This window comes from uncultured Lamprocystis sp., from assembly GCF_903933125.1.
GTDB lineage: Bacteria > Pseudomonadota > Gammaproteobacteria > Chromatiales > Chromatiaceae > Thiodictyon.
This window is the reverse complement of record NZ_CAIZIZ010000166.1, coordinates 1-11,856: the sequence shown is the minus strand read 5'-3', so window position 1 is coordinate 11,856 and position 11,856 is coordinate 1. Positions and strand designations below refer to the sequence as shown.

Genomic DNA, 11,856 nt, shown 5'->3' with positions numbered 1-11,856 from the left:
CGCACCAGTTGGGCGGCGGCGAATTTCGTCAACTCAACCGCAGACCCGGACGCCCTCGTTATTTCCCAGCGGGACTGGGAACGCTTGCTGGATCAACTGGCCTCGACGGCCTGAAATGGCCAAAGTCGAGTTGGTGATCAATGATATTTCTGACCCTATGATAAATCCGAATCTTGGTGCAGGGGACTTCAGAGCAAAAAGCCTGATGGTGCAGGCGACTTCGGAGCAACGCGTGTCCAAAGTCCCCTGCACAATGGCCGTCGAGCCCAGCAAACTGGTGCCGCCGACTTCGGAAAATGACAGCGGTCTTCGCTGATAAGGGGTTGCGATTGCTGCTATGGTCGATCAGGTCTGTGTTCATCGGTCCCGCTCCTCTGTATCTACATTGACGACGGCCGGTCGCGACCACTCGCGACCTTGGGTGCAACCTAACGCAGCGTGGTTTAACGGAGCCTGTGCAGCCTTGCTAGCAAACGATCAGGTGCTTCGCGGGTGTGGTGAGCCGGCCGCGCGGGGCCGCGTCAGTCGTCGTCGCCCTCGTGTTCCTCACCCCCGCCGTCGCCGTGGCGTCCCTCCCCGCTGCGCCCGGAGCGGTGACCTCGTTCATCGTCGTCCCGCTCTCCTTCTTCCGCCGAGCCGCTGCGATGGCATTTCACGCAATTTTCGTATTGCGCGATTCCTTCTTCCCGGTGCACCGCACGGATTGCGGAGGGGAAGTGCGCATGGCAACCGTAGCAGGTGTAGTGGCTGTAGTCGTTGTCACGGTGACAGGTCGTGCAGGTCGTCCGGTGGTTTCCGTCCAGGTGGAAGAACCGATTATGGTTAAAGGCGGCGGGGGTCCAGGCCTTCTTGGTATGGCATTGACCGCAATTGCCGCCGACCTCACGGTGCAGCGTGTCGCCGGGACGGGCGTGGCAGCTTTCGCAGCGTCCACGCAGCCGTGGCGCCAAACTGTCGTGGTTGAAGGTCGCCGGGGTCCACGCCTTCTTGGTATGACATTGACCACACTGGTCGCCGACCTGGCGGTGCAGCTTGTCGTCGGGGCCGCGGTGGCAGGCGACACAGCGTCCGCGCAGCCGCGGCTCCACCTGGTCGTGGCTGAAGGTCGCCGGGGTCCACGCCTTCTTGGTATGACATTGACCACACTGGTCGCCGACCTGGCGGTGCAGCTTGTCGTCGGGGCCGCGGTGGCAGGCGACGCAGCGTCCGCGCACCCGCAGCTCCAACCGGTCGTGGTCGAAGGTGGCCGGGGTCCATGCTTTCTCGGTATGGCATTGACCGCACTGCTCGTCGACCTGGCGGTGCAGCGCGTCTGCGGGGCCGCGGTGGCAAGCGACGCAGCGCTTGCGCAGTTCGGGCTCGATGAGGTCGTGGCTAAAGGTTGCGGGGGTCCATGCCTCTTGGGTATGGCATTGACCGCAGTTGCCGGCGACCTGGCGGTGCAGGTCGTCCGCGGGGCGGCGGTGACAGTCCCCGCAGCGCTCCGTCATCCCGACCTGCAACAGGTCGTGGGAGAAGCGCGCGATGGGGTAGAAGGCTTGCACACCCTTGTGGTCGCTATGGCAGGCTACGCAATCCTTTTCGATCAGGCCTTGATGGAAGGGGACCAGTTTATCCTCGTTGCCGATGGGCATTCCCTTGGTCGTGACGAGCCCAATCTGCTCCGGTTTGTGGCACTGGATACAACGCTCGGACCGGCTGCCGAGGAACGGCGTATGGCAGGCGAAGCAGTCGGTCTCCAGGGCGCGGTGGGCCTCCATGACTCGGCCGGGTTGGACCATGTGCTGGGGTAACAAGACAGACAGGATCAGCAGCAGGGCCAGATTGGCCCCGACGATGTAGAGGACCTTCTTTCTGTTCATCGCCGCTGCCGGAACAGGAAGATGCTGAGGAACGGAACAGCTTCTTTGCGAACGATGGAGCGATTCATCGAGACCTCGACAACGCCAGGGTCGGATCGGCCCTCCGGCTGGAGACGGCAAGGCGGTTGAGTTCGCAACGGTCGTAACCCGGTGCGACCCGGACTAGCCTAACGGACGATGCCTGACGGAAGCCGATATGGAACCGTCAGCGTTTAGTCAGGAAGGCGCTCAGGGGCGTTTGTCCCCGTCGATGGATACGAATGGATCCCATGCGAGCACGCGCTCGGGCGCCTTGGCCAGGGGCGCTGCCGGATGGGATGCGGAGTCGCCCACCCCCGCATCAACGCCGCGCGTACACTGGTGAGTGCCAAGCGCGTAACACCGACGAGCCCGGTGCTGCAATCGGCACGTCGGGATCTGCGAGGGCGCAGCCGGGCCACTGGCCTTCGCCGTACCGCGATCTCGCTTGCTCCGGCGCGGGAGCCAGAGCACAACCTACTTGCTATAATGCAGGTCGACTCCGCCTTAATAGTTGCATGGTCGACTCATCCTGACAGGATCCGGCCCGGTGAATCCCTCCGTGAGCTGCTCGCCCGCGGGCGGGGTCGACTCGATGGCTATCAGAGCCCCTATCCAACGCCATTTCCGGCGCGTCAACAATGAACGCCTGAAGATCTGAGGAGATGTCCATGAAAATGCAGCGTTCGATGCACTGTATGTTCGGCTTGACCCTGGCCTTCGCCGTGATTGCCCCGGTAGCGGCCAGCAGTCGGCCGCTGGCTGGGAGCAAGCCGCTGTCCGAGATCCTGCAAGGGATTGAGCAGCGCGCGGGCGAGGTGGTATACAGCGCGGATTTCAGCAGTGGATCTTGGGAAATCCTGGCATGCAAGGCCGGCGGTCAGGGTTGCCGGGAGATCGACGTGGATCCGCAGACCGGCGAGGAACGCAGTTCGAGCCCGGAAGATGCCTCGGACACGCTGCCGCCGTCCAACGGGAGGACCGCTTCGCAGATTGCGCGCTCGATCGAGGGGCGCAACCTCGGGGTGATCACGGAACTCGAGTACGACGACCCGCACTGGGAAGCGCAGGTCCGCCCGGACCGCGGCCACGCGAAGCTCTACGTCGATCCGATCAGCGCAGACGTTAGGCGTTGCATTGGTAGCGCATGCCCGCCCCGCGGCAGATGAACCTCTCGGGCTCTGAGTCACTTAAACAAAGCGCCCGCCTCGATTAAGACGACTTCGGCGCCCGGCACGGTGCTGGTCGCGAGTCCAGGAGGCCCCGCCGCGAGTTCTTGCGGGATCTGCGCGATCGTGGCTGGGAAGACGACCAGATCAGACAGGACAGCCTTGTGTTGGCGGCTGACATTGCCGACCTACAGTGGGGCGCCGTCGTCCAGCCGGAACCGCGAGGGCCAAAGGCGCAGCACTTCGCGTTTGTCAGGCCCCGTGGGCCTCGTCAGGATGAGGGCCTCGTAGCGGCCGTCGTGGACCGGATCACCGGCAGTCCCGCGAGTGGCAATGACGGTGACAGGAGCCGCATCGCGTTCGCCCAATCGAGCACCAGCGCGGGCCCCAACCGGCGGTGGCGAGGGTCGCGGCGAGGGCGGCGGGGTCGCCCGCATATTGGATGGTCAAGGGGTGCCGATTGTGCTGGCTCAGATCCTCCCGGTGGTGCGGAAGGCGGGCCCAGGCGCCGTCGTGCCAGGCGGTGCGCTCCGCCGGTGTCAGGCGGACCAGATCCCGGTCGGCGGCGATCCAGCCATGCAGGCCAAGCCCGATAAGCAACCCGACCGCGGCGACTCCGGCGAGCACCTCCGCACGGAGACGCAAGCGGGCATGACGATGGAATGCGAGTCCCAGGGCCGCAACCCACACCATCCCCAACAGACCAGGAGCATTATGGGCAGGACGATAGCGGACATCCCCAGGGCGGCAAGCCGGACCATCAACCGATGGCTCGCGCAGACTCTGCCCCAAGTCCAGCGCGGCGCGATCGAGCGCCAGTTCGGGTGAGCCGAACAGGGTGAGGCCGGTGATCGCTCCGACCAGTAAGGCGCTCAGCATCAGCAGGAAAGCCAGTCCGGTTAGGGCGCGCGCGTCGGGGTGCTCGGGGTTGGCCAGGACGTGGGCGAGGCGGGCGATGGTCGGGTACAGGTTGGACCAGCGCAGCAATCCCTGGAACCAGGCGCTGGCGTGTGGGGCAAGCAAACGATAGACCCGATGGGCGAGCCAGAAGGCGAGCGTCAGTGCACCGAACAGGAGCACCCCGAGGATGATCAGCCACCACGCGGCCTCCGCGGCCAGCTTCAGCGAGGCCCCGAGGACCATGCCCGGAAGAAAGAAAACCAGGGTCTGGGCGACCGCCGAGGCGACGTTGGCCGCATAAAAACGCCGCGGGGGCATTTGCATCATCCCGGCGACCGACGGCCCGGCTGGGCCTGGCGAAGCGGCCGATAGTGACGCTCCAGCCGCCATACCGGTCGAAGAATTCCACGCCCCGTTCGAGCTGGCTCGGGTAGCGGGAGAAGGGCCAGAGGTCGCGGATGTGCTGATGGTAGTGCCGACCCACCGCATAGCTCAGGCCGTCGCCGACGATGCCGCCTGCGGTCGCGGCGGCGAAGGCCGGCCAGAAGGAGATGGCGCCGGTGGCGACCAGGGCGCCGGTCCCGATCAGTGGCATCACCCCCGGTACCACCCCACCCCGATGACCGCCATGGATTCCCCCATGACGATCAGGAACACGGTGACATAGGTCCAGCCGGGGTGACCGATCACCCAGACATCGATTCCCTGGAGCAGGTCTTCCATCGGCGTGCAGCCTCCCTGGTCTGTGAGTGTGTCGCTGCTTAGTCGGCGAATAGTGGGGGGAGCGTGGGGCTGGGGAAAGTCAACGGTGGTTACTGGGAATCCAGTTCAACCCGAGCGACCCATGTGCGGCATCTTCGTCTAACTGAGCCGGAACACAGGGACCCGGGCTTCGGGCATCCCTCACCATCCGCTCGCGACGCGCCCTGCCCCGCCCAGGGCCGGATTCAGATCCTCATCGTCGACGATATCCTGAGTTTCGGCGCCCAAACTCGCCGGGGCTTGGTGGACGGTGATGTCGCAGTGCGGGTATGTGGCGCGGTTGGCGGCCTCCGCGTCGAGCGCGATGCGGTGGGCAGTCATCAGAGGCATCTGGTCCTCCAACTCCAGGTGCAGTTGGACGAACAGCAACTGGCCGGAATGGCGGGTGCGCAGCCCATGCACACCCTTCACCCCGGAGACCGCGCGTGCCAGGTCGGCGATGTGTCTAGGCCCCGATCCCCAATCCGAACAGGGCGTCGAATCCAGGCCAGCCGACCCAGGACAGGATCAGCGCCGTCAGGGTTGCCAGGTTAGTGGCTAAGTCGGTGGCGTAGTGGAGCGCGTCCGCGCGGATCGCGGGCGATCCAGTCTTGCGGATCACATGGCGCTGGAAGGTGAGCAGCGCCAAGGCGACGACGGCGACCGCGATGACCGCGAGCCCAACCCCGAGGTCCCCCAGCGGACGCAGATTGAGCAGGCGCTCGACCGCCTGGAGTCCCAGGAATCCGGCCGAACCGGCGATAAAGGTCGATTGCCCCAGGGCGGCCAGGGCCCGGGCCTTGCCGTGGCCGAAGCGGTGCTTCTGGTCCGCAGGCATCAGCGACCAGCGCACCGCGAACAAATTCAAAAGCGAGGCCCCCGCGTCCATGGTGGAGTCCACCAGGGAGGCGAGCACGCTGACCTAGCCGGTCATGAGCCAGGCCACCAGTTTGGCCAAGATGAGCAAAACCGCGGTGGTCACCGAAGCATAGGTGGCAAGCCGCAGCAGGCGGCCGGTTTCTGCGGCCGTCGGCGCGGGGCCTTCGGCTCGCACCAGGGGTCGCTGTGGTCGGTCGGTGGACACTCGATCCATGTCGCAGTCTCCGCTGTCGTTGGCCTGTGAAGCGTGCCTGAGTTGGCCTTGTCGGTGGAGCGTAGACGGGGCAACGCCGCGCCGGTGGCGGCGATTTGCCCTCGCTACGGCTAGTCGTCGCCCCCCAGGAAATTCGAGAACCAGGAACCGCGCCGGTGCTCCTGCGACTGTCCATGCCCGCGGTCGTGCTCGTTGTACGCGTACCGCTCGCCGTCATGAGAGTCTGTTCAAAAACTTTCTTGAATTAAAATAGTAATTTGGAGTCTAACAGAGTGGTCCATGGGAGGGGCCAGCCATGTGGACAACCGAAAACCGTAAACGTTACGACCGCAGTCACCTGCGTTACCCCAGCGACTTAACCGATGGGGAATGGGCGCTCATTGAGCCAATGATCCCGCCCGCCAAGCATGGCGGTCGGCCTCGCAGCGTGAATGTTCGAGAAATCATCAATGGAATCATGTATGTGCTTTCCACGGGTTGCCAGTGGCGAGCCCTCCCAACAGATCTTCCGCCCACTACGACGGTCTTCTGCTACCTCAATTTATGGATGTCTGACCGAACACTGGAACACATCCATGATGCCCTGTATCAACAGTGTCGAGTGCTGGCAGGTCGAACGCCCTGCCCAAGTGCCTGCATCATCGACAGTCAGAGCGTGAAAAGCACTGAAAAAGGGGGGCCTCACATTGATCCCGTCGGTTATGACGCCGGCAAGCAGATCAAGGGGAAGAAACGACACATTCTGGTCGATATGCTTGGCCTGCTCTTGCAGGGCTTCGTGCATCCGGCCGACATCCAGGATCGCAATGGCGGTGCCTTGTTGCTGGCAACGCTGTTGGGACGCTGGCCCTGCCTGAAGAAGCTCTTCGCCGATGGCGGCTATCAGGGACCACTTTTTAAACAAGCGGTTGCCGAACTGTTGCCGGAACTCGTCATCGAAATCGTCAAGCGACCCGATCAGGAAAAAGGCTTTGTCTTACTGCCAAAACGCTGGATTGTCGAACGTACACTCGGTTGGCTCGGTCGTTGCCGGCGCCTCGCCAAGGACTTCGAAAATCTGGCCGCGACCGCGCTCGCTTTTCTGAAACTCGCCTCCATCCGTCTGATGCTCAGAAAACTGTGTAATCCAACCTGAACTTTATGAACAGACTCTGACCAAGCATCCGCACCGACCCAAGGCCGAGGCGTACATCGCCCAACTGCCCCGCGAGCGGGTGCTGCGTCGCCTGGGGGAGTCGGTCGCGGCCGACCGCTTCACCGAGTCGGACCGGGCACCATGGACCACCCCGAGCGCCCGCGTGACCACGGCCGCCCGCGCCCTCTATCGCCGGATCGCTGACCAACTGGCCGCCCAGGTGTAGACGGATGCCGCACCAGCACTATAGTATGACTACTTGTATTTCAAAAACTTGTGGAGAAATTACTAATTCTTGCACGTATCCTGATCAGACCCGGACCAGGGGGCCACGCTCGGCGAAGGGCGATAACTGCGGAGCGATGAGTCGGCGCTTGGGGCGGCGGTCCGGCGCCTACCGCCCCGGGGGGTTGCCCCCGTTGCCGGACGGTCCGCGGGGTAGCCCGGCCGGCAGAGGGTGTACCAAAATTCCGGTCGGACGGGCCGGTTTTCCCGGCTGGACGGGATAAGGGGGGATTATCACCGGTGCCAACAGCGCCCGCGGTGCTGTTGTCGGCGCATCAACACACCATGTAATACGCCGGTATGTACCACGGTATGCTATTCAGGGGGACCCCCGTCCCGGTCGCACCGGCCGCCGACCTCCGCGGTGATGGCCGCGCGGCGTGCTCGGCGCGCCCCGCGTGGCACCACCAGCGCGCGGCACGGAGAAACTGGCGATCGTCGACTTCCCGCTTGTTGGCCGAAACTGGCGTTCAAAGCGGGAAGCACTTGATAGTCAGTTTCTAAATCGCCACACGACGGCCCACCGGTGGCGACACGCTGATGAGCACCGCCTTCGCCCAGCGGCTGAACACCTCGGGAGGGGTTGCAGCGTCGACGGGGTGTGCCTTGTCAAGCGACGTCGGCGCGCAGGTGTTCGGGCGTTACACGGCCGACAATTTCTTCGACAAGGCCACCCGAGGTCACCCGCACGGCCGCGACGAAAATCGCAGCTTCAGGGCTGCGTAGACTGGGGCCAGGCGCTATATGATGCCGACGGATCGGCGCAACCCGGTTTTCCGTTCCACTGCGCCCCGAACCCCAAACTCAACTTACCCATGACCGCACCATCATGAGCTTGCTTTCCGCCAAGATCAAAGAGGAGTTCCTGGCGATACTCCCGCCGACACTCTTCTTTTTCATCGCCTTGCACCTCGTGGCGCTAATCCACGTTTTGATGCTCAAGGGGACCGGAATCCCGGTCACGACCTCCATGTCGATCGCCGTCGCGGCCCTGATCCTCGGCAAGGCGGTCCTGCTCGCCGACCTGCTGCCCATCATCAATCGCTATCCTCACAAACCACTGATCTACAATGTGGCCTGGAAAACCTTGCTGTATCTGCTGATGGCCGCGCTGATCCATTACCTGGAGCGGCTCGTGGAGTTCTCCCGACAGGCCGGCGGGGTCGTGGCGGGCAATGAGAAGCTGCTGGCCGAAATGGTTTGGCCGCACTTCTGGGCCATCCAGATCCTCCTGTTCATCCTCATTGTCATGTACTGCACCATGCGAGAACTGGTGCGCGTGATCGGCAACGAGACGGTGCGGCGGCTCTTCTTCGGACCGCTCCCCGATTGACGGGCAGTCGCCGCGCGCTGCCCATCCAACACGAATCACCGGCGGTTATTTGCTGTTCTGCAAGGCGGTGTAGCTATTGATCAGGCTGCGGTAATCAGGGATGTGGTTGGCAAATAGCGTCCCCAGGCCCTCGATGTCGTTGCGCCAATCGCGATGCAGTTCGCAGGCGGTGCCGAACCAGGTCATCAGCTGCGCGCCGGCAGCCGACATGCGATCCCAGGCCGCGTGGCGCGTGATGTCGTTGAAGGTTCCCGAGGCATCGGTGACGACGAAGACGTCGTAACCTTCTTCCAGTGCCGAGAGGGCCGGAAAGGCGACGCAGACCTCGGTGACGATGCCGGCGATGATCAACTGCTTTTTGCCGGTGGCTGTTACCGCTTTGACGAAATCCGTGTTGTCCCAGGCGTTGATCTGGCCGGGCCGGGCGATGTAGGGTGCGTCGGGAAACGTCTCTTTCAATTCAGTCATCAAGGGGCCGTTGGGGCCGTTCTCGAAGCTGGTGGTCAGGATCGTCGGCAGCTTGAAATACTTGGCCAAGGCGGCCAGGGCCAGGACATTGTTGCGGAACTTGTCCGGGTCGATATCGCGTACCAAGGACAGGAGGCCGGCCTGATGGTCGATCAGCAGGACGGCCGCGTTATTCTTGTCAAGCTTGATGTAGGGCTTGCGCATGGCGTTTCTCCTTTGCGGGCTTCTGGTTGTTGCCGTGGGTGGGGAGCTCCCCCTGGGTGGATGCGGCGTTAATGGGCGATCTGCCCGAATTGGCCGCTGTTGAAATCGTGTATCGCCTGCATGATTTCCTCGCGGGTATTCATGACGAAGGGGCCGTGGCCGATGATCGGCTCGTGGAGCGGTGCGCCGGAGAGCAGCAGGACGACAGCGTCTTCTTTGATCTCGACGGCCAATTCAGTTCCCTCGCGATCCAGTACGGCCAGTTCCGCGACGCGGGCGGTATGCGAACCGATGCGCAGCGCACCGCGTAGCACAAACAGCGCGGCGGTGTGGCCCTCGGGCAGCTCGAGCGACAGCGAGCGGCCGGCCTTCAGACGCAAATCCCAGACGTTCATCGGGGTGAAGGTCCGCGCCGGGCCTGTTGCGCTCTCATACACGCCAGCGATGATCCGGGCCGTGCCAGCGCGGCGTGGCAACTCGACCGTCGGAATCTGTCCGGCGGTGATGCCTTGGTAGCCAGGGGCGGACATCTTGTCCCTAGCTGGCAGGTTGACCCAGAGCTGGACCATCTCGAACGGTCCGCCGCGCTTGGCGTAGTCCTCGCTGTGGAACTCCTCGTGGATCAGCCCTGCGGCCGCCGTCATCCACTGCACATCGCCGGCGCTGATGGTGCCGCCACCGCCCGCGGAATCGCGATGGGAGACGCCGCCTGCATAGACGATGGTGACGGTCTCAAAGCCGCGATGCGGATGCTGGCCGACGCCCAATTTCTGCCGGGTCGGGGGGAAGTTGGCCGGACCGGCATAGTCCATCAGCAGGAAGGGTGAGAGTTCCGCGGCGACGTCGTTGTAGGAAAAGATGCTCTGGACCGGGAAACCATCGCCAACCCAATGCCGGCCATTGCTGCGCTTGAGAAATGCCAGTTGTTTCATGATTGTCTCCGTTGCGGAATTCCGGCGAATTCCGGGGGACAGTGCGGCTTAGCAAAGCCGCGTAATCTAGCGGGAAGAATTCCCGCCGGGGTCATCGCTCGCTTTGATCCCAATATCGAGCCTTGCGGCGCGAACGGCAACGGTCGCGTCGATGCGTCGGCACGAAAGCAGGCGCGGTGTAAAGGTAACGGGTGGAGCCGACCTTCAAGCGATTGAGCCACGGAGAGCATCGTCGGAAAGTGCCGACGAGTAGCCGTTCAGACCTCCGCCTACGACAGCGGGGTCAGCGCAAAACCCTGGTGCTGGTCAGTGATCGGCTTGACCAGGTAGGTCCAGGGCGGGTGCTGGCGTTGCGACAGGTGTCGATGACACTGGCCGCGGCGGCCACCATCGACGGGTACGCGAATCTACGGATGGCCCTACGCGCAGGGTTGACAGGCGGCTGACGGCCAGTTGCGGTCATTCAGCCATCGCTGCAGAACGCCCGGAAAGGGCGCCTGAGCGCCCTGTCAGAAGACCGCAGAGATTCGCTGTCGCTCACGGATCTCCCGTCGCCCAATCCGCCAACGTCTCGGCAAAGGGGTAGGTCTCGATCCTCGGTTGGACTAAGATCCGGTCCATGCAAACCGACTCGCTCTTTTTTCGCCTGTTCCATATCGGAACCCGAGCCCTGTTGGGCAGGCTCGCGAGCGGGTGTTGAGCTTCAACCATCCTCATCCAAGAGAATCCCTATGGTCGTCACGGTCATCCAAATCGATCCCCAGGTGATGGGCGGAACACCGGTATTCGCGGGTACCCGGGTCCCGATCGCCACGCTGATCGACTACCTGGAGGGTGGTGACTCGATCAACGATTTTCTCGAAGGTTTCCCCAGCGTGCGCCGCGAACAGGTGATCGACTTCCTTGAAGAAGCGAAGGAGAGGGCCCTTGCCGCCGCCGCTTAAGGTGCTGCTGGATGAGTGCATCGATCGGCGCCTGGCGCGCAGCCTGCCGGGCCACGCGGTCAAGACCGTCCCGCAGATGCACTGGTCCGGCCTCAAGGACGGTGCCTTGTTGGCAGCGGCGGCACGGCAGTTCGACGTCTTCATCACGGTCGATCGCAACCTGGCCTTTCAGCAGCACTTGCCGGCGTTCACCATCGCCGTCCTCGTGCTCTAGGCGCGGACCAATCGGTTGGCGGATCTCCTGGAGCTGGTGCCGAGCATCGAACAAGCCTTGCGCGAGCCGGTTGCCGGAGTAGCGATCACGCTGCGGGTCGAGGCTTGATAGTAGCCGCATCGTCGGATTACGGGCTTGGGTTCGTTCATGTAGCCCAAAGCGAGATCGGTGGCGCGGCGTGTTGGGGCTCGCATATTCAGATACTCCCGCTTCGTTGCGCCGGATGGGGTCGGAGACCGAATGGGCGTCATGAGCATAAAAAACATTCTCGCGTCCTGAGTTAAGGACCGCCCGTTAGTCAAGGCTTCGGTTCTGGGCGTCATGATCTGATCGCTGTGAGCCTGCCATCCGCACTCACACAAGCTTTACAGTAACAAAATAAGTGGCATTAGCAGAACTTGTGATGAGTATCAAAATACCTTCTCTTTTTTGATTATATGTATCGATCATAAGTACTTCAAGTGAAATATTTGTAGGCGCCAATAATTGCAAAGCATTGATTTAAAAGAAAGATAAATAATTAAGCGCTCATAGCGAATATATTGATGTACTTAGTTT

General features: G+C 62.8%; 16 protein-coding genes. 8 read left to right on the top strand and 8 right to left on the bottom strand.

The window, feature by feature from the left end; translation table 11 throughout:
• Window positions 1-115: 115 nt before the first annotated feature.
• A complete protein-coding gene (locus QZY03_RS08250) occupies window positions 116-316 on the top strand; it encodes a hypothetical protein (RefSeq protein WP_295579980.1) in 201 nt (66 codons plus the stop codon).
• Between the two features lie 205 nt (window positions 317-521).
• Here the strand turns inward: QZY03_RS08250 and QZY03_RS08245 are convergent, their stop codons facing one another.
• Window positions 522-1,862 carry a hypothetical protein gene (locus QZY03_RS08245; RefSeq protein ID WP_295579979.1) on the bottom strand — a complete coding sequence of 447 codons (1,341 nt, stop codon included), beginning with the start codon at window positions 1,860-1,862 and terminating at the stop codon, window positions 522-524.
• 689 nt (window positions 1,863-2,551) lie between these two features.
• Here QZY03_RS08245 and QZY03_RS08240 point away from each other — a divergent pair.
• Window positions 2,552-3,049, top strand: a complete 498-nt coding sequence (locus QZY03_RS08240; RefSeq protein WP_295579977.1) for a hypothetical protein — start codon at window positions 2,552-2,554, stop codon at window positions 3,047-3,049.
• A 309-nt stretch (window positions 3,050-3,358) separates the two neighbouring features.
• On the opposite strand, the gene QZY03_RS08235 is transcribed toward QZY03_RS08240, so the two are convergent.
• From QZY03_RS08235 to QZY03_RS08215, 5 genes are all read right to left on the bottom strand, one after another.
• The gene (locus QZY03_RS08235) at window positions 3,359-4,267 is read right to left on the bottom strand and encodes a hypothetical protein (RefSeq protein ID WP_295579975.1); all 909 of its coding nucleotides are present in this window, start codon (window positions 4,265-4,267) and stop codon (window positions 3,359-3,361) included.
• Between the two features lie 276 nt (window positions 4,268-4,543).
• A complete protein-coding gene (locus QZY03_RS08230) occupies window positions 4,544-4,672 on the bottom strand; it encodes a hypothetical protein (protein WP_295579974.1) in 129 nt (42 codons plus the stop codon).
• A 180-nt stretch (window positions 4,673-4,852) separates the two neighbouring features.
• A complete protein-coding gene (locus tag QZY03_RS08225) occupies window positions 4,853-5,122 on the bottom strand; it encodes a cation transporter dimerization domain-containing protein (RefSeq protein ID WP_295579972.1) in 270 nt (89 codons plus the stop codon).
• Between the two features lie 34 nt (window positions 5,123-5,156).
• A complete protein-coding gene (locus QZY03_RS08220; RefSeq protein WP_295579971.1) occupies window positions 5,157-5,606 on the bottom strand; it encodes a cation diffusion facilitator family transporter in 450 nt (149 codons plus the stop codon).
• A 6-nt stretch (window positions 5,607-5,612) separates the two neighbouring features.
• On the bottom strand, window positions 5,613-5,783 hold the full coding sequence (locus QZY03_RS08215) for a hypothetical protein (RefSeq protein ID WP_295579970.1): 171 nt from the start codon (window positions 5,781-5,783) through the stop codon (window positions 5,613-5,615).
• Between the two features lie 295 nt (window positions 5,784-6,078).
• Between QZY03_RS08215 and QZY03_RS08210 the strand changes: the two genes are divergently transcribed.
• The 4 genes from QZY03_RS08210 to QZY03_RS08195 all read left to right on the top strand — a co-directional run bounded on the left by QZY03_RS08210 (window position 6,079) and on the right by QZY03_RS08195 (window position 8,536).
• Window positions 6,079-6,918 (top strand): IS5 family transposase, encoded by an 840-nt coding sequence (locus tag QZY03_RS08210; RefSeq protein WP_295579969.1) that lies wholly within the window; start codon window positions 6,079-6,081, stop codon window positions 6,916-6,918.
• A 79-nt stretch (window positions 6,919-6,997) separates the two neighbouring features.
• Window positions 6,998-7,144, top strand: coding sequence for a hypothetical protein (locus QZY03_RS08205; RefSeq protein ID WP_295579968.1), 147 nt, complete (start codon window positions 6,998-7,000; stop codon window positions 7,142-7,144).
• A 599-nt stretch (window positions 7,145-7,743) separates the two neighbouring features.
• Entirely contained in the window at window positions 7,744-7,929 is a 186-nt protein-coding gene (locus QZY03_RS08200) for a hypothetical protein (RefSeq protein ID WP_295579967.1), read from the top strand.
• A gap of 103 nt (window positions 7,930-8,032) precedes the next feature.
• On the top strand, window positions 8,033-8,536 hold the full coding sequence (locus QZY03_RS08195) for a hypothetical protein (RefSeq protein WP_295579964.1): 504 nt from the start codon (window positions 8,033-8,035) through the stop codon (window positions 8,534-8,536).
• 45 nt (window positions 8,537-8,581) lie between these two features.
• Here the strand turns inward: QZY03_RS08195 and ycaC are convergent, their stop codons facing one another.
• Window positions 8,582-9,208 carry an isochorismate family cysteine hydrolase YcaC gene (gene ycaC, locus QZY03_RS08190; RefSeq protein WP_295579962.1) on the bottom strand — a complete coding sequence of 209 codons (627 nt, stop codon included), beginning with the start codon at window positions 9,206-9,208 and terminating at the stop codon, window positions 8,582-8,584.
• 68 nt (window positions 9,209-9,276) lie between these two features.
• The gene (locus tag QZY03_RS08185) at window positions 9,277-10,140 is read right to left on the bottom strand and encodes a pirin family protein (protein WP_295579960.1); all 864 of its coding nucleotides are present in this window, start codon (window positions 10,138-10,140) and stop codon (window positions 9,277-9,279) included.
• A gap of 731 nt (window positions 10,141-10,871) precedes the next feature.
• Here QZY03_RS08185 and QZY03_RS08180 point away from each other — a divergent pair.
• Both QZY03_RS08180 and QZY03_RS08175 read left to right on the top strand, forming a co-directional pair.
• On the top strand, window positions 10,872-11,084 hold the full coding sequence (locus QZY03_RS08180; protein ID WP_295579959.1) for a DUF433 domain-containing protein: 213 nt from the start codon (window positions 10,872-10,874) through the stop codon (window positions 11,082-11,084).
• Window positions 11,068-11,298 (top strand): DUF5615 family PIN-like protein, encoded by a 231-nt coding sequence (locus QZY03_RS08175; RefSeq protein ID WP_295579958.1) that lies wholly within the window; start codon window positions 11,068-11,070, stop codon window positions 11,296-11,298. Before QZY03_RS08180 ends, QZY03_RS08175 begins: the two co-directional genes overlap by 17 nt.
• The last annotated feature ends 558 nt before the right edge of the window (window positions 11,299-11,856 follow it).